The organism is Parasphingopyxis marina, assembly GCF_014237875.1.
Lineage (GTDB): Bacteria > Pseudomonadota > Alphaproteobacteria > Sphingomonadales > Sphingomonadaceae > Parasphingopyxis > Parasphingopyxis marina.
On record NZ_JACJVJ010000002.1, the window covers coordinates 1163971 to 1181173 of the forward strand.

The following is a 17203-nucleotide window of genomic DNA, read 5'->3' on the forward strand; positions in this document are numbered from 1 at the left end:
GCCGGGAACAGCGCCCCGGATCGCGGCTCTGTTAATCGGCGCTGCTAGTCTGCACTGCTAGTCGGCGCTGGGGGCAGCCGGGCCGCCATATTCCTGCATCAGCTCATAGGCACGGTTGTACCAGCGCGTTTCGGGATAATTGTGCGCGAGCACGGCCGCCGCGCGGCGCGCCTCTTCGACAAGGCCGAGCGCAAGATAGCTTTCGGTGAGCCGCATCAGCGCTTCGGGCGCATGCGTCGTCGTTTGATATTGTTCGGCGACCGAGCGGAACCGGATCGTCGCGGCAAGCCACTGGCGACGGCGCTGGTAGAAGCGGCCGATCTCCATTTCCTTGCCGGCCAGATGATCGTTGACGAGATCGAGCTTCAGGCGCGCATCGGCGGCATAGACGCTCTGCGGATAGCGGCGGACGACTTCGTTGAGCGCCGTCTGCGCGAGGATCGTCGTCGACTGGTCGCGGGTGATATCCGAGATCTGGTCGTAATAGCACATCGCGATCAGATAATAGGCATAGGGCGCGTCCCGGTTGCCCGGATGGATCGACAGGAAGCGCTGCGCGGCGGCGATCGACTGGGTGAATTCCCCGTCCTCGTAAAAGGCATAGGCCGCCATCAGCTGCGCCCGCCGCGCCCAAGGCGAATAGGGATGCTGGCGTTCGACTTCGGAAAAGATCGCCGCGGCGATCCCATATTGGTTCCGGTCGAGCCGATCCTTGGCAAGATTGTAGAGCGTGTTGACGTCACTCGCGACATAGCGGGTATCGGCACGGGTCTGGGCGCTCGGACCGGCGCACGAAGCGAGCGGAAGAGCTGCGGCGGCGGCAAGGAGAAGCGCCGCGGGGCGGGACTGGATACGCATAAGCCAAGCCTCTAGCGCAGCGCGATGCCCCCGCCAAGAGAGGAGATCACCCTCGGGCCACAAGGGGCGGACGCGGCAGGGTTCCGAAAAGGCCGAGTTGGGCTATAGCCCGGCGCGATGCTCCGCGTGCTGACCCTTTCGACCCTGTTTCCCGACGCCACGCGGCCGACCTTCGGCAATTTCGTGGAACGGCAGACCATGGGCCTGGCGGCCCGGGACGATGTCCAGCTGGAAGTGGTCGCGCCGATCGGCATTCCGCCCTGGCCGCTTTCGCGCCATGCCCGGTACCGGCCATTCGCCGCCATCCCCGAACAGGAAATCTGGAAGGATATCATCGTCCACCGCCCGCGCTTTTCGCTGGTGCCGCGGATCGGCGGACGCTTCTCGCCCGCGCGGATGGCGAAGGCCTTGCTGCCGGTGCTGCGGACGATCCGCGAGCGCTTTCCCTTCGACGTGATCGATGCCGAATTCTTCTATCCCGACGGCCCGGCGGCAATGCGGCTGGCCGAGGCGCTGGGCGTGCCCTTTTCGGTAAAGGCGCGCGGTGGCGATATCCACCATTGGGCGGCGCAGGCCGGCTGCCGCCCGCAGATCATCGCCGCGGCGGAGGAGGCCGGCGGCGTGCTCGCAGTCAGCGAGGCGCTGAAGGCGGACATGGCCGCGCTCGGCATGGCCGAGGAAAAGATCGCGGTCCATTATACCGGCATCGATCGCACGCGCTTTGCCCCGGTCGACCGGACGGCCGCCAAGGCCGCGCTCGGCCTGTCGGGCCCGCTGATCGTGACGGTCGGCGCGCTGATGGAGCGCAAGGGGCAGCGGCTGGCGCTCGAAGCGCTGCCGCACATTCCCGGCGCCAGGCTCATTCTCGCCGGCGAAGGCCCGGACCGGGCGATCCTGGAACGGCGCGCGCTGAAACTGGGCCTTGCCGACCGCGTCGATATCCCCGGCGTGTTGCCGCACGATCGCGTCGCCGCGCTGGTCGCCGCCGCCGATGTGATGGTGCTGCCCTCCGTGTCCGAAGGGCTGGCCAATGCCTGGGTCGAGGCGCTGGCATCGGGGACGCCGATCGTCATCAGCGATGCGGGCGGCGCGCGCGAGGTGGTGGACCGACGCGAAGCGGGCGCCATCGTGGCGCGCGACCCCGGCGCCATTGCCGACGCCGTGAACGCGCTGCTCGCCGATCCGCCTGCCCAGGCGGCCGTCGCTGCGACCGTCGATCGCTTCTCCTGGGAGCGGAACAGCGAGCAGCTGTTCGCGCATCTTTCGCGGCTAGCCGAGCGGCATTAGCGCCGCGACGATCCAGCGCCCTTCGTTTCTCAGCAGCCCCCAGCTGCGCGCCGCCGCGCGGCTGTCCATCGCCTCGACGCCGATATTGCGCGCTTCCACCGCGGCGACGAAATCGGGATCGGGCCGGACGAGCGCCTCGCCGGTGCCGAGCAACAGGAATTCGGGGAGCGGATCGATCGCGAATAGCGGCGCGAGCGCGGCATCGTCGAGGCCGTCGCCGTCCCAGCCGCGCGCCCATTGCGGCGTCAGCCAGAGCCCGCGCTCGAACACCTCCTCGCCGATGCGAAAACCGGTGCCGGCGAAGCCGTTTATGATCGGCCCCGGCCCCTCGGCTTCGCGGTTCAGCGAAACCATTAGCGGGTATAGCCCTCCTGGTGTTCGGCCCGTTCGCCGCCGGTTTCCACCGGCACGAAGCTGTCGGGGCCGACCTTGAGCCAGATCAGGATCGGTGCGGCCATATAGACCGAGCTGTAGGTGCCGATGAAAATGCCGAGCAGCATCGCGGCGGTGAAGCCGAACAGCACCGGCGGGCCGAAGACGAGCAGCACGACGAGCGCGATGATCGTCGTCAAACTGGTCATCACGGTGCGTGCCAGCGTCTCGTTGACCGACAGATCGAGCAGCGGAACGATGTCCATCTTGCGGTATTTGCGCAGATTTTCGCGGATGCGGTCATAGACGACGATCGTGTCGTTGAGCGAATAGCCGATGATCGTCAGCAGCGCCGCGACGATGTTGAGATTGAATTCGAGCTGGGTCAGCGCGAAGAATCCGAAGGTCAGCGCGACATCGTGGAACAGCGCGAACAGCGCGCCGACGCCGAACTGCCATTCGAAACGCAGCCAGATATACAGCGCGATGGCGATCATCGCGAGGACGAGCGCCGTCGCGCCCGCCCGGAACAGCTCGTCCGAAACCTTGCCCGAGACCGCATCGACCGAATCGATCCTCGAACCTTCATATTCGGCCGTGATCATCTCGGTAATCTGTTCGGATACCGAATTGGCGGTGCCGCCGTCTTCGCCTTCGCTTTCGGTCTCGCGCAACCGGATCGAGACCTGGTTGGGCTCGCCGAAGCGCTGGATCGAAACGTCGCCGATGCCGAGCTGGCCGATTTCCTCGCGCAGCCCTTCGACCGGCGCGGTTTCATCCTGCGTGAAGGTAACCTGGATCATCTGGCCGCCGGCGAAATCGACGCCGAAATTCAGGCCGCGCGTCACCGTGAGCGCGATCGCCGCGATCGTCAGCACCATCGACAGGATCAGGGCCAGGTTCCGCCATTTGAGGAACTGGATGTTCGTCGTGTCGGGAACGAGTTTCAGGAGGCGCATCAGATCACAAGCTCCTTCGGGCGCTTATTCTTGAGCCAGACCGCCACCATCATTCGCGTCACCGTGACCGCGGTGAAGACCGAGGTGATGACGCCGATCACGAGCACGACGGCAAAGCCGCGCACCGGGCCCGAGCCGAAGGAAAACATCAGCGCGCCACCGATGACATTGGTGATATTGGCGTCGAAGATCGCCCGGCTCGCTTCCTTGTAGCCGGTTTCGACCGCATCGACGATCTTGCGCCCGCGCCTCTGTTCCTCGCGTATGCGCTCGTTGATCAGCACATTGGCGTCGACCGCGACGCCGACGGTGAGCACGAAGCCGGCGATACCGGGCAAGGTCAGCGTGGCGTCCAGCAGCGCCATGATCGCAAGGATCAGGAACAGGTTCAGCGCAAGCGCGATATTCGCATAGACGCCGAACCGACCATAGGTGACGATCATGAAGGCGATCACCGCGACCGTCGCGATCAGGCCGGCCAGCGCGCCCATCTCGATCGAGTCAGCGCCGAGTTCGGGGCCGACCGTGCGATTCTCGATGACCGTCAGTTGCACCGGAAGCCGCCCCGATCGCAGCGCGATCGCGAGCTCGTTGGCGCTCTGCACACTGAAGCCGCCGGTGATCTGCGCGCTGCCGCCCAGAATCGGTTCGTTGATATTGGGGGCCGAAAGCGCCTCGCCGTCGAGGATGATGGCGAACGGCCGGCCGACATTTTCCTGGGTAACCCGGCCAAAGGCCCGGCCGCCGGGCCCGTCGAAGGTGAGGTTCACCGTCACCTGGTTGGTCTGGGAATCGAAGCCTTGCTGCGCGTTTTCAAGCTGGTCGCCCGAAACCATCACGCGCCGCTGGACGATAACGCAGCCCTGATAGCCGGTCTGCTCGGCCCAGGGAATCGCTTCGCTGCCAATCGGCGCTTCGCAGGACTGGCCGGCGAGCGGATCGGCATTGTAATTCACCAGCCGGAATTCGAGGCTCGCCGTGCGGCCGATCAGGCTCATCAGCGATTCCGGGCTGTCGAGCCCGGGCACCTGCACGACGATACGGTCCGAGCCCTGGCGGATGATCGTCGGCTCGCGGGTGCCGAGTTCGTCGATCCGGGTGCGAACCACCTCGGTGGCCGTCGATACCGCGGTATCGACCGCCGCCTCGAAGCCGGCCTCGGTCGGGGTGACGACGATCTGCAGCGAATCGATATTTTCGACGCTGTAATCGCGCTCGCCGGTAAAACCCACCGGCTGGGTCAGCTCGCGCACGCGTTCCATCGCGTCATCGAGCTGCGCTTCGTCCCGCACGGTGAAGGCGATCCGCCCGCCGCTGCGCGAGATATCGCCGATCGCGATGCGCGGATCGTCGCGGTTCATCGCGTCCTCGATCCGGTCCGCCATCGACTGGAGCCGGGTGGCCGCGAATTCGTCGGTCTCGGCTTCGAGCAGGATATGGACCCCGCCCGACAAATCGAGCCCAAGATTGACCGCCGGCTGCGGCAGGAAATCGGGGATCTGCTCGCGCTGCGCGGGCGTCAGGAAGCTGGGAATGGAGAGCAAAACGCCGACGACGAGCAGCGCCGTCAGCAGCCACACCTTCCAGGGCGGGAAATCGTTGAGCATGGGGTGCGGCGCGCGCTAGTCGTTGGCCGCGCGCGCGGCATGGGGATCGCGAACGTCCGACAGCGTCGATTTGAGCGCGGTCACTTTCTGGCCGCCACCCAGATCGATCTCGACCTCTTCGTCGTTCACCTTGGTGACCTTGCCGAGCAACCCCCCGCCGGTGACGACCTTGTCGCCCTTCTTCACCGCGGAGATCATGTCGCGATGTTCCTTCATCCGCTTTTGCTGCGGACGGATAAGCAGGAACCAGAAGATCACGAAGATCAGGACGAGCGGCGCGACCTGGAAGAGGATACCGGCACCCCCGGACGGGGCGGCGGCGGCAATGACGGGCGTAGCGGACATGGATCGAAAAACCTGTAATCTGGAGGCGGGGCCATTGTACGAATGCGCCCTCTGAACGTGGCGCGCGTCTATCATCTATGGTGCGTTTCGCGCAACTACCAACCATCGGACTGCAATTTATTTGCGATCCATTTGCATCCGGGCACCGGAACGCTAGGCAAACGGTACAGGTCAGGGAGAGGAAATAATCATGATTATCGTCGAAGGATGGGTGAAACTGGCGCCGGGCGAGATCGACCGGCTGCACGAGAAAGCGCTGTGGATGATGGAACAGACGCGCGCGGAAGACGGCTGTCTGAGCTATTGCTTCTCGCGCGCCATGGAAGAGCCGGACACGCTCAGGATCGCCGAACGCTGGCAAAGCCAGGATGCGCTCGATGCCCATGCCGCGAGCGCCCATATGGCCGAATTCAACGCGGCGATGGGCGGCGCGACGATCCTCGGCGCGAGCCTGAAAAGCTATGAGGCGGAAGAAAAGGCGACGCTGCTCGGCGATTAGCCTTCAATTCGGTTCGGCGATGGTTGCATGCCGCCGCGACTGCCGCTAAATGCCCGCCCTTGGTCGGGGCGTAGCGCAGTCCGGTAGCGCATCATACTGGGGGTGTGGAGGTCGCTGGTTCGAATCCAGTCGCCCCGACCAGTTTTCCGAAAAGAGACGAATATCCGGCGGGTATTCGTCCGTAAAACGCCCGAGCGACAGCAAGGGGCGACCGTCCTCCCGACTCCCATATTTCACAGCTTTTCCCATCCTTGGCGATTTCGCTGTCCTACAGATAACCATATCGGTTATTTTATGGTCATCCGATTCGCCAATGGAGAACCGCCATGTCCATCCTTACCGGCCTGCTCGGGCCGCTTTCCACGGTCATCGACCGCGTCCTGCCCGATCGCGAGGCGCGCGACCGCGCCAAGCTGGAGCTGCTCAAGCTGGAAGGCACCCAGGCCGCCGAAACCCTTCACGCCCAACTTTCCGCGATCGTCGCCGAGGCGCAGTCCGCCGATCCCTGGACCAGCCGGGCGCGGCCGAGCTTCCTCTACGTCATGTACGCGCTGCTGCTCTGGGCGCTGCCGATGGGCCTGATCGCGGCCATCCGCCCCGAAGCCGCGCAGAATATCGCCGCGGGCATGAACGCCTATCTGCAAGGCATTCCCGAGCCGCTCTACGCGCTCTTCGGAACCGGTTATCTCGGCTATACGGCGGCCCGCCAATGGGGAAAGATCAAGGGCGTCGATCAGTAACGGCGGCAGCGTTCCGGGCGATGCGCCTCAGCCGCGTCCGATGATGCGCGAAAAGACGCCGGGCTGCGCCCCTTCCCCCTTGCCTTCGAGTTCGTCGATATGGGCCTTGAACGCGGCCAGTTCGGCGCGAATTTCCTTGCGCTGGGTTTCGCTCAGTTCCGCGGCGCCCAGCCGCAAGAGGCTTTTCCGGGCCCGGGTCAAATGGGCGATTGCCTGGGCGGCGCCGATCATATGGTCCGCTTCGGCCCGCAACCGGTCGTTGAGCCGGCCCAGTCGCCCGGCGGCGTCATCGGCATTGGCCCTGTCTTCGAGATAGGGGGACAGGCGGTCGCTCAACAGGCGGTCGACCGGGCGGTTCTCGCCCGGCCGCTGTTCTTCGACCAGCCCCTTTTCCTCGGCAAGGCTCCGCAGCCCCCAATGGACGAATTCGAAGGGCACGGGCTTGGTGAAGGGATAATAATGGTCGAGCGGCCGGTCGAGCCTGTCGCGCCCGCGGATCAGCGCAAAGCCGGCCAATATCCATAAATCGACGACCTTGCGGTTCTCGAACGTGTCGAGCTGTCGCTTCATCTCGGTGAACGGTTCTTCGAGATCGCCGACCAGATCGAAATTTCCAGGCTCGCCGCTGTAGCGCAGGAAACGTTCGGCCAGCGCGAGCTCGCCGAGCTCGCGCTCGATCGCGGCCGCGCTTTCGAACCGGTAGGCCGCGAGGATCGCGTCTTCGTCGATGCCCAGCCGCTCGACATGGTCGCGCAGCTTCAGCCGCCGGTTGATCCAGCTGTAATCGAGCTTCAGTTCGGGCGCCAATTGCAGCGCGGCCTCGATATATTCGATATCGCCCGCCGTCAGCCGCGCCGGCAGCACCGCCACCGAAATGTGCGCGAAATCGCCGAACCGTTCGGGGTCGATGGCGTGCAGCTCGCGCATGCTCGCCAGCCTGCGATTGCCGTTGACCACGACGCCGTCGGCGGCGACGAGCAGCGGTTCGGTCTGTTTGGCGTGGCGCTCGAGTTCGGAATAGATCGGCCCGTCGGGATCCATGGCCTTGTCGAGCAGCAATTGGTGAAGCAGCTGCTGCTGGGCCGCGTCGCCGCGTTGCTCGCGCGCTTCCCCGCGCGCGACGAGTTCGGAAAACAGCCGTCCGTTATCGGCGCGATAGACGAGTTGCTCCTGCTCGACGGTCACCACCGCCGCGTCGATATAGCCATCGCGGAACGGGACGTGATGAACCCGCGAACCGGATCCGGCGACCAATTGCGCCAGTTTCGCCGCGCGGTCGTTGGGATCGGGGGGTCGTTGCGCAACGTAGCGGGAAGAAGCCATGCCCCGAATGATGGGGATTGGCGGCCCAAAGGTCCAGATGCTTTACGCCGAGCGCCGGCGCCTGGGCGTCAGGCCGCCGCGCGAAAGGCGCTCATCGTCTTGCCGAGCATCTCGGACAGGGTTTCGCGCTTGTAGGGCTTGGGCAGGATCGGGAATTCGCCGCCCTCTCCGCGCGCCGCCGCTTCGCTATAGCCGGTGGCGAGCAGGATCGGCAGCGTCGGCTTCTGGCTGCGAACCTTCGCCGCGAGATCGAGGCCGCTGAGCCCCGGCATGACGATATCGGAAAAGATGATGTCGAAGCTTTCGGCATCGTGATCGAGCGCCAGCAGCGCTTCTTCGGCATTCTTGGCGTGCAGGACCTCGCAGCCCATATCCTCGAGCAGCGACTGGGCGAAAATCGCCACCGTCCGGCTGTCTTCGACAAGCAGGATCCGCGTGCCGCGCGGCAAGGCGGCATCGGCACTGTCGATCTTGGCAAGGTTGCCCACATCCTTGGCGCCTACCGCGCGCGGCAGATACAGGCTCAGCGTGGTCCCGCGGCCGACTTCGCTTGCGATCTCCAGCCGGCCGCCCGATTGCGCGGCAAAGCCATAGGCTTGCGACAGGCCCAAGCCCGTGCCCTTGCCCGGCCCCTTGGTCGTGAAAAAGGGTTCGAAGGCGCGGGCGATCACGTCCGCCGACATTCCACACCCGGTATCGGATATCGACAGGCAAACCTCTTCGCCATTTTCGCCGCGGACGTTGGCCGTGGTCAGCGTCAGCGCGCCCGATCCGCTCATCGCATCGCGCGCATTGATCGCGGCGTTGAGGATCAGGTTTTCGAGCTGGGTCGGGTCGGCCCGTACATTCCACAGGTTGGAGCCCGGGGTGTTGAGGATGCTGACGCCGCCGCCCAGCGAACGCTTGAGCAGCGCCGTCATTCCGGAAATCAGGGCGTTGAAATCGAGCTGCTTGGGCTGCAGCGGCTGCTGGCGGGCGAAGGACAGCAGCTGGCTGGTCAGTTCGGCCGCGCGGTCGGCGGTTTCGACGATCGCCTCGACATGGCGGTCCCGCTTTTCCGGAGGCAGCGTCTTGCTACGCAGCAGCTCGGCGGAGCCGCGAACGACCGTCAGAAGATTGTTGAAATCATGCGCGATGCCGCCGGTCAGCTCACCCAGCGAACGCAGTTTTTCGGACTGGTCGAGCGCCTGCTGGGTTTTCATCAAATCCTGCTGCGCTTCATACTGTTCGGTGATGTCCCGGGTGACCTTGCCGAAGCCGATCACGCGCTTTTTGTCGTCATGGATGGCATGGATGTTCACTTCGGCGCGAAAGCGCGTGCCATCCTTGCGCACCCGCCAGCCTTCGTCGCGAAAGCGGCCGGCAACGCGTGCCTGTTCCAGGGCCTGTTGCGGCAGGTTCCGGCTCAGATCCTCTTCGGTGTAGAAGATCGAGAAATGCTGGCCGATCGCTTCCTCGGCGGTATAGCCCTTGATCTGCTCGGCCCCGGAATTCCAGTTGCTGATCCGGCCCATGATATCGAGCATGTAGATCGCATGATCCCGGATACCGTGCACCATGGCACGGAATGCCTCATCGTTCGAATTGGCCTTGCGCGCCGCATCCCGCTGCCGCGAGGCATCGGAGACGATCCCGAGATAGCCGATATGCTCGCCATCGTCATCGCGCCGCTCGGCGATGCGAATGCGCATCCAGGAATAGCTGCCGTCCCAGCGGCGGCGCCAGCCTTCGCTTTCGGCGACGCCGTGCGTCCGGGCGTCCAGGAGGAACTTTTCATAGGCCCCAGCCTCGCGTTCCGCGCGCGGCATATATCTGTCCAGCGACACGCCGATCAAATTTTCCCTGGGCGTGTGCTGATAGTTGCGGGACATGGGTTCCCACTCGCGGCAAACGCCTTCGAGATCGAGCGAAAATACAGCAAAATCAGTGACTTCGCTTACAAGCTCGGCTATTTTGGGATTGTCGATCAGCCGCATTCCGGGAACGCCCCTCCATTCGTGAAATGGTGGTAGCGAGAAATGGTTTCCGAAACCTTACCGGAATCGGTGGTTGCGGCACAGCGAAGCGGGCATATATCGCGTCCATGAGCGAAGAAAAAAGCAGCATTACGTGGCACGGAACCACCATTCTGGCCGTGCGCGACACCGACAAGGTCGTGATCGCCGGCGACGGCCAGGTCTCGATGGGCCAGACGGTCATGAAGCCCAACGCGAAGAAGGTTCGGCGCCTCGGCGACGGCAGCGTTATCGGCGGCTTTGCCGGCGCGACGGCCGACGCCTTCACCCTGTTCGAACGGCTCGAAACCAAGCTCGAACGCCATAACGGCCAGTTGATGCGCGCTGCCGTAGAGCTTGCCAAGGACTGGCGGACCGACAAATATCTGCGCAATCTGGAAGCGATGATGGCGGTCGCCGACAAGGAGGTGACGCTGATCCTCACCGGCAATGGCGACGTGCTGGAGCCGGCCGACGGGATCGCCGCGATCGGATCGGGCGGCAATTTCGCGCTCGCCGCCGCCCGCGCGCTGACCGAATATGAAAAGGATGCCGAGAAGATCGCCCGCCGCGCCATGGCGATCGCCGCCGAAGTCTGCGTCTACACCAACGACCAGCTCACCATAGAGACGCTCGACACCAAGGGCTGACCCGTTATGCAAGCCCGGTGAGCATGCACCTTTCCCGCCGCGCTTTCGTTGCCGGATCGACTGCCATGACGCTGTCGGGCCTGGCGCTGTCGGGATGCGCGACCACCGCCGCTCGGCGCACCGCCCTTTCCAGCGCCCGCTGCCTGTCGCCGGTCAATGCCTCGCCCAACCGGGTGATCCGCACGGTTGCCGGGCTGCGCCCCTACCGCCCATCGGGCTACCGGGTGGAGGCGCAGCCGCTCGGCGACCGGCTCGTCATTCACAATTACGGCCATGGCGGCGGCGGCATTTCGCTGTGCTGGGGCAGTTCGCGCGAGGCCATCGCGCTCGGCCTTCCCGGCCATTCGGGGCCGGTGGCGGTGATCGGCGCGGGCGCCCTCGGGCTGACCAGCGCGCGCCTGCTTCAGGAAGCGGGCTATGCGGTGCGCATTTACGCGAAGGCGCTGCCGCCGAACACGACATCGAATATTGCCGGCGGCCAGATCATGCCCGCCAGCCATTACGATCCGCGTGTGGCGACCGGGGAATGGCTGGCCCGGGAACGCCTCGCCGCCGATTTCACGCGCCGCCGGATGCAGATCATGGTCGGCGACGATTACGGCATTCGCTGGCTTCCCACCTATGACGAGGGGCGGCTGCGCGCGTCGGCAGAACCCGATCTCGCTTATCCCGACCGCCAGGCGTTACCGCGGGACGCGCACCCCTTCCCTTCCGAAAACATCCTCCGCTATCAAACCATGTATGTCGAAACCGGGCGCTTCCTCGCCTCGCTGGTGCGCGACATCCGGATCGCGGGGGGGAGCATCGCCGTGCGCGATTTTGCCGATCCCGGCGAACTGGCGGCTCTGCCGGAGCGGCTGATCTTCAATTGCACGGGGCTGGGATCGCGGGCGCTGTTCGGCGACGAAGAGCTTGAGCCGGTGCGGGGCCAGCTCGCTATCCTGATCCCCCAGCCCGAAATCGACTATGCCTTTACCGGGCGCCCCGGATACATGTTCCCTCGCCCCGACGGCATCGTGCTCGGCGGCACGTTCGAACATGGCGAATGGCTCGCCGAACCCCAGCCCGACGATATCGCGCGCATCGTGGAACGCCATCGCGCCTATTTCGACCAGTGGCGCTGCACGCCGCAGGCTTGACCCATCCCGCCCAGCACCCATGTTTGCGGTGACCCTTTTCTCCCTTCTTGACGAGACCCCATGATCGACGCCCTGACCCCCAAAGCCATTGTCGCCGCCCTCGACGAACATATTGTCGGCCAGAAGGACGCCAAGCGCGCGGTTGCCGTCGCCCTGCGCAACCGCTGGCGCCGCCAGCGCCTGCCCGAAGAGCTGCGCAACGAGGTGACCCCCAAGAATATCCTGATGATCGGGCCGACCGGCTGCGGCAAGACCGAGATATCGCGCCGGCTGGCCCGGCTCGCCGACGCGCCGTTCGTCAAGATCGAGGCGACCAAGTTCACCGAGGTCGGCTATGTCGGCCGCGACGTCGAGCAGATCGCCCGCGATCTCGTCGAGGATGCGATCCGGCTGGAAAAGGACCGCCGCCGCGACGCGGTGCGCGAGGACGCGTCGAAAGCGGCGATGGACCGGCTGCTCGACGCGTTGACCGGCAAGGGCGCATCGGAAGCCACCCGCGAAAGCTTCCGCCAGCGCATCGTCGACAATCACATGAACGAGACCGAGGTCGAGATCGAGCTGGAAGACACGCCCAACATGCCGATGGAGATTCCCGGCATGGGCGGCAATGTCGGCATGATCAATCTCTCCGACATGATGGGGAAAGCCTTCGGACAGCAGCAGAAGAAGCGCCGCAAGCTGCGCGTCGCCGATGCCTGGGACAAGCTGGTCGAGGAAGAGTCCGAAAAGCGGCTCGACCAGGACGATGTCGCCCGCGTCGCGCTCGCCAATGCCGAAGCCAACGGGATCGTCTTTCTCGACGAGATCGACAAGATCGCGGTCTCCGACGTGCGCGGCGGTTCGGTGAGCCGCGAAGGCGTGCAGCGCGACCTGCTGCCGCTGATCGAAGGCACGACGGTCGCCACCAAATACGGCCCGATGAAAACCGACCATATCCTGTTTATCGCGTCGGGCGCCTTCCACGTCGCCAAGCCCAGCGACATGCTGCCCGAACTTCAGGGCCGGCTGCCGATCCGCGTCGAGCTGCGCGCGCTGACCGAAGAGGATTTCGTCCGCATCCTCACCGAGACCAAGGCGAACCTGCCCGAGCAATATAGCGCGCTTATCGGCACCGAGGGCGTGACCGTGGAATTCACCGAAGAAGCCATCGCCGCCGTCGCCAAGATCGCCGCCGAGGTGAACGAAGCGGTCGAGAATATCGGCGCTCGCCGGCTGCAGACGGTGATGGAGAAGCTTGTCGAGCAGATCAGCTTCGATGCCGGCAGCGAGGAAGCGCCGGAACAGGCGCTGGTTATCGATGCCGACTATGTCGACAAGCAGCTCGCCGAAGTCGCCCGCGATACGGACCTCAGCAAATATGTGCTTTAGATAGCCTGTAGGAAAGCGGTCGGCGGCCTCAGCAATCGACGATCGGCGTCGTGAACCAGAGATCGCCGGACGGGCCGTAATAGGCATATTCGATTTCGCCGCCGAGTTCGATCAGCTGGCGGGCATCGGCGCGCCCACAGATGGCCTGCTGGTTCATCGTCCCGATATTGGCTTCCAGCTGGCGGATCTGCGCCGCCGCCATCTGTTGCGACACTTCATAGCGATAGCGGATACGGTTGCCGCGCGCCTGCGCCGACGTCATCGTCGTGATCGAGTCTATAATCACCGGGCCGCCCGCATTCACCTGTCGCGCCGCGACCTGAAGCTGCGCTTCCAGCGCCGCCGCCGGCTGGCGCGGATTGCGCGGGCCGGAATTGGATGAAACCGCGTCGCTCGCATCGGCGCGTGCGCCCGGACTGCTCCGCTCGCCCGTATCGCTTTCATCGTCCTCGCTGCTTGCACTGACGACGCTATCGTCCCTGTCGATTACGAGCGGGATCGCGATAACGACGAGAAAGGCCGCAAGAGCGATGCCGGCGATGATGGCGATATTCTTGACCATCGTTCAGCTATTTCACATCAGCCCGGCCCAAGGCAAGAGCTTTGGCTTTCGACGCGCGAACGACCGGACGCGACGCGCCCTAGCTCTCGCCGCCCGGCTTGCGGAAGCGGTAGACGATCCGGTCGGTTTGTCCGCGAATGGTCTCGTCGAAAACCGAAAGCGAATGATCGTCCGCCGGGTTGCGCAGGAATTCGGCCTCGCCCTCGAAAACGAAGCCCGCGGCTTCCATCATCGTCCGGATATCGGCCGGCTCGATGCGGTGGGCGCGCGCCATTTCTTCCTCGGGATCGGTGTCGGCCAGGCCGACATGATCGACGATGCCGACGGTGCCGCCCGGGCTCATGCCTTCGTACAGTTCGGCCAGGAAGGCCGCGGGATCGGCGCTGAGCGGCGGCCCATCCTCGCTCAGGCGGTACCAGAAATCGTGAAAGACATTGGCGAACAGCGCGAAATCGAGGCTGCCCGGTTCGAAATCGATATCGTCGACTTCATGTTCGTAGGACAGCGCATTGGGCAGCCGCGTCCCATAGCCGCGCGCCTCGATCCCGGCGCGCAGCTGCTCGCCGATGAACCGCGGCGGATTGTGCGCGAGGACCGTTCCCTCCGGGCCGACGGCGCGCGCCATCAGTTCGGAATAATATCCGCCGACGGTGAGATAGTCGAAAGCGCGATCGCCCTGCTCCAGCCCCAGGAAACGCAATACTTCCCCCGAATGCCGCTGTTCGTCCTCCCCGCGATCGGCCTCGCTGCGGTCGGGATGGGCAAGCGCCGCGTCGATATCGGCCGGCTCGGCCATCAAGGCGGCCGGCGCGCAGGCCAGGCTCATCGCGCAAATCAAAGTCCGGAAATTTCGCATGGTCGCATCCCCTGTCGATTAAGCTGCCGATGTGACTTCGGAGCACTCGACGCGCCCCGTTCGAATAGGGCAAAAGCATGGCATCGCCAGTCGCAATATTCTCATTATTTCGACCTATGGCGCTTCGGGGTCGTCGAACGGATGAGTCAAAGCGGAGTTACCATGTCCGAGATAGTCGAACCCCCACGGCCCTGGGTCATCAATGTCGGCAAGAAACTGCGTCCCTGGGTGGACGAAAAAGTCGCCAACAGCTCCCATGTGCCGAACGATCCGGTGCTCGATGGCGCCGATTTCCCCTATACCGCGGAACTCGAAGCCCATTGGGAAACGATCCGCGACGAGGCGCTGGCGATCGGCGCCAATCCCGATCGCGTTCCCGCGCTCGACGAAATCTCGCCCGATCACGCTGGGATCGCGCCCGCCGGCAAATGGCGATCCTTCTTCCTGTGGGGCTATGGCTATCCGGTCGCCGACAATCTCGCGCGCTGCCCTAAAACGACCGAGATCATCTCGCGCATTCCCGATCTCAACACCGCCTTCTTCTCGATCCTGAAGCCCGGCACGCATATTCCCGACCACCGGGGCGTCACCAAGGGCCTGATCACCTGTCATCTGGGGTTGCAGGTGCCGAAGGCCGGCGACTGCCGGATGCGCGTGCATGAGGACATCGTTCGCTGGGAGGAGGGCAAGACGCTCGTCTTCGACGACACCTATCGCCACGAGGTGTGGAACGACACCGAGGAGACGCGCATCATCCTGCTCGTCCAGACCAAGCGCCCGGCGCGCTTTCCCGGAAACATGATCAGCGGACTGTTTCTCTGGGCGGTGAAGCGCACGCCCTTCGTGCAGGAAGCGCGCGCCAATATCGCCAAATGGGACGACGGGCTGGGCCGCCTCGAGGCCGCCCATAACGAAGACTAGCCGGAGGCGCATAATGCGGCCCCCGGCTAGCGATTTCGACTAACGATTTACGGGTCGGATCCGGCTAACGGCTCTGGCGACGCTGCACAGAGCCCTTATGGGCGCCGACGCCGTTCTTGCGACGGTTGCGGTTGCGATTGCGGCTCTCGCCATCGCTGCGACCGCCGCCATTGCCTTGCGGCTTGCCGTGACGGGGCCGGCCGCGGCCATTGCCGCCCGAATTTTCCGACTTGCGCGGGGCCGCCTTGGGCAGCTCCGCCGCCTTCGCGACAAAACCCTCGGGCAGCTCGCGCTTTTCGAGGCGCACCCCGGTCAGCTTCTCGATCGAGCGCAGATATTGCCGCTCGTCCGCGTCGTTGACGTAGGAAATCGCGACACCGCTGGCTCCGGCCCGCGCCGTCCGACCGATACGGTGGACATATTGTTCCGCGACATTGGGCATGTCGAAATTGAAGACATGGCTGACGGCCGGAATGTCGATGCCGCGCGCGGCGATGTCGGTCGCAACCAGGTAGCGGATATCGCCCGAACGGAACGAGCGCATCGCGGCTTCGCGCTGCGGCTGGCTCTTGTTGCCGTGAATCGCGGCGGCGCGGATGCCCGCCCCGGCCAGGAAACGCACGATCTTGTCGGCGCCATGCTTGGTGCGGGAAAAGATCAGCGCGCGTTCGATTTCCTCGTCGCGCAGCGTGAGGGTCAGCAGGGCCTGCTTCTCATTCTGGCGGACGAAGGTTGCATATTGATCGACCCGCTCGGCCGTCGTCGCCTGCGGCGCAACCGCGACCTTGACCGGTTCGTGGAGAAAGCCCTTGGCGAGATTCTCGATATTCTTGGGCATCGTCGCCGAGAAGAACAGGCTCTGCCGTTCTTCGGGCAGCATCTTCTCGATACGCTTGAGCGCATGAATGAAGCCGAGATCAAGCATCTGGTCGGCCTCGTCGAGAACGAAAATCTCAACCCCGTCCAGACGCAGCGCCTTCTGTTCGATCAGGTCGATCAGCCGGCCGGGCGTGGCGACGAGCACGTCGACGCCGTCCTGCAGCCTGCGCTTCTGCTTGCCGATCGGTACGCCGCCGAAAACGGTGGTGATCGAAAGCGTCATATATTTGGCATAGCCGAGCATATTCTCGGCAATCTGGCTCGCCAGCTCGCGGGTCGGCGAGAGCACGAGCATCCGGCACGACTTGCCCAGCCGCGAAACGGGATTCTGGAAAAGATAGTCGAGCGAAGGCAGCGCGAAAGCGGCCGTCTTGCCAGTGCCGGTCTGCGCGATGCCGCACAGATCGCGGCCTTCGAGCAGGGGCGGGATCGCCTGCGCCTGGATCGGCGTCGGCGTGTCGTAGTTTTTCGCGCTCAGGGCGCGCTGAAGCGGTTCGGCAAGGCCGAGTTCGGAAAAGGTTTTCAAAATAATGACTCACAATTGATGCGAGAGGCGGACGCACGCCAGCATTACGGGCGCGCAACCGCATATCGCGGGTTACGAAACGACCCGCGTGATAAGGGAAGCCTCAAGAAATATTGGCGCGTGCTGGTCCGGCCGGTTTCGCTGGAAAGCGAACGCTCACGCTGCCGGATATGCAAAGACAACATGGTGCCTCTGTGCTGCGCTGCGGCGTATATGGGCAAGATTGCCCGAATAAGCAAGGAAATTACGCGTTCGCATTAAATTGCTTCGCCGGCTGCGCCCGTAACCGGGCATATCCTCCAGCACCGCTTCATCGCA

Annotated in this window: 17 protein-coding genes and 1 tRNA gene; 8 read left to right on the forward strand and 10 right to left on the reverse strand. The window is 64.4% G+C overall.

The features are described 5' to 3' along the window. Positions 1-57 precede the first annotated feature (57 nt). On the reverse strand, positions 58-858 hold the full coding sequence (locus tag H6P80_RS14425; RefSeq protein ID WP_185802042.1) for an outer membrane protein assembly factor BamD: 801 nt from the start codon (positions 856-858) through the stop codon (positions 58-60). 117 nt (positions 859-975) lie between these two features. Here H6P80_RS14425 and H6P80_RS14430 point away from each other — a divergent pair, with 117 nt between their 5' ends. Further along, complete coding sequence (locus H6P80_RS14430; RefSeq protein WP_185802043.1) at positions 976-2145, forward strand: glycosyltransferase; 1170 nt, start codon at positions 976-978, stop codon at positions 2143-2145. On the opposite strand, the gene H6P80_RS14435 is transcribed toward H6P80_RS14430, so the two are convergent. Genes H6P80_RS14435 through yajC form a run of 4 tightly spaced genes read right to left on the reverse strand, consistent with a single transcriptional unit; the run spans position 2128 to position 5428 of the window. Continuing rightward, a complete protein-coding gene (locus tag H6P80_RS14435) occupies positions 2128-2499 on the reverse strand; it encodes an MTH938/NDUFAF3 family protein (protein ID WP_185802044.1) in 372 nt (123 codons plus the stop codon). The genes H6P80_RS14430 and H6P80_RS14435 overlap by 18 nt on opposite strands. Beyond that, a complete protein-coding gene (secF, locus tag H6P80_RS14440) occupies positions 2499-3476 on the reverse strand; it encodes a protein translocase subunit SecF (RefSeq protein ID WP_185802045.1) in 978 nt (325 codons plus the stop codon). Before secF ends, H6P80_RS14435 begins: the two co-directional genes overlap by 1 nt. Then, positions 3476-5083: a protein translocase subunit SecD gene (gene secD, locus H6P80_RS14445; protein WP_185802046.1), complete on the reverse strand. Its 1608-nt coding sequence runs from the start codon at positions 5081-5083 to the stop codon at positions 3476-3478. Before secD ends, secF begins: the two co-directional genes overlap by 1 nt. A gap of 15 nt (positions 5084-5098) precedes the next feature. Continuing rightward, complete coding sequence (yajC, locus tag H6P80_RS14450; protein ID WP_185802047.1) at positions 5099-5428, reverse strand: preprotein translocase subunit YajC; 330 nt, start codon at positions 5426-5428, stop codon at positions 5099-5101. A 190-nt stretch (positions 5429-5618) separates the two neighbouring features. On the opposite strand from yajC, the gene H6P80_RS14455 reads away from it, so the two are divergent. The 3 genes from H6P80_RS14455 to H6P80_RS14465 all read left to right on the forward strand — a co-directional run bounded on the left by H6P80_RS14455 (position 5619) and on the right by H6P80_RS14465 (position 6667). After that, complete coding sequence (locus H6P80_RS14455; protein WP_185802048.1) at positions 5619-5927, forward strand: putative quinol monooxygenase; 309 nt, start codon at positions 5619-5621, stop codon at positions 5925-5927. A 64-nt stretch (positions 5928-5991) separates the two neighbouring features. Next, positions 5992-6068 (forward strand) — tRNA-Pro (locus tag H6P80_RS14460). 185 nt (positions 6069-6253) lie between these two features. Next, positions 6254-6667 (forward strand): holin family protein, encoded by a 414-nt coding sequence (locus H6P80_RS14465; protein ID WP_185802049.1) that lies wholly within the window; start codon positions 6254-6256, stop codon positions 6665-6667. Positions 6668-6694: 27 nt separating this feature from the next. Here the strand turns inward: H6P80_RS14465 and H6P80_RS14470 are convergent, their stop codons facing one another. Next, positions 6695-7990, reverse strand: a complete 1296-nt coding sequence (locus tag H6P80_RS14470; protein WP_185802050.1) for a hypothetical protein — start codon at positions 7988-7990, stop codon at positions 6695-6697. A gap of 68 nt (positions 7991-8058) precedes the next feature. Further along, complete coding sequence (locus tag H6P80_RS14475) at positions 8059-9966, reverse strand: hybrid sensor histidine kinase/response regulator (protein WP_185802051.1); 1908 nt, start codon at positions 9964-9966, stop codon at positions 8059-8061. A 107-nt stretch (positions 9967-10073) separates the two neighbouring features. Here H6P80_RS14475 and hslV point away from each other — a divergent pair, with 107 nt between their 5' ends. From hslV to hslU, 3 genes are all read left to right on the forward strand, one after another. Beyond that, the gene (hslV, locus tag H6P80_RS14480; RefSeq protein WP_185802052.1) at positions 10074-10634 is read left to right on the forward strand and encodes an ATP-dependent protease subunit HslV; all 561 of its coding nucleotides are present in this window, start codon (positions 10074-10076) and stop codon (positions 10632-10634) included. 65 nt (positions 10635-10699) lie between these two features. After that, complete coding sequence (locus H6P80_RS14485; RefSeq protein ID WP_235973894.1) at positions 10700-11773, forward strand: FAD-dependent oxidoreductase; 1074 nt, start codon at positions 10700-10702, stop codon at positions 11771-11773. Positions 11774-11833: 60 nt separating this feature from the next. Beyond that, positions 11834-13141: an ATP-dependent protease ATPase subunit HslU gene (hslU, locus tag H6P80_RS14490; protein WP_185802053.1), complete on the forward strand. Its 1308-nt coding sequence runs from the start codon at positions 11834-11836 to the stop codon at positions 13139-13141. 28 nt (positions 13142-13169) lie between these two features. Here hslU and H6P80_RS14495 read toward each other — a convergent pair whose 3' ends face one another. Then, positions 13170-13703, reverse strand: coding sequence for a hypothetical protein (locus H6P80_RS14495; protein WP_185802054.1), 534 nt, complete (start codon positions 13701-13703; stop codon positions 13170-13172). A 79-nt stretch (positions 13704-13782) separates the two neighbouring features. After that, positions 13783-14559, reverse strand: a complete 777-nt coding sequence (locus H6P80_RS14500; protein WP_185802055.1) for a class I SAM-dependent methyltransferase — start codon at positions 14557-14559, stop codon at positions 13783-13785. 162 nt (positions 14560-14721) lie between these two features. Here H6P80_RS14500 and H6P80_RS14505 point away from each other — a divergent pair, with 162 nt between their 5' ends. After that, positions 14722-15480: an aspartyl/asparaginyl beta-hydroxylase domain-containing protein gene (locus H6P80_RS14505; RefSeq protein WP_235973895.1), complete on the forward strand. Its 759-nt coding sequence runs from the start codon at positions 14722-14724 to the stop codon at positions 15478-15480. A 64-nt stretch (positions 15481-15544) separates the two neighbouring features. On the opposite strand, the gene H6P80_RS14510 is transcribed toward H6P80_RS14505, so the two are convergent. Then, positions 15545-16885: a DEAD/DEAH box helicase gene (locus H6P80_RS14510; protein ID WP_185802057.1), complete on the reverse strand. Its 1341-nt coding sequence runs from the start codon at positions 16883-16885 to the stop codon at positions 15545-15547. Positions 16886-17203: the final 318 nt, after the last annotated feature.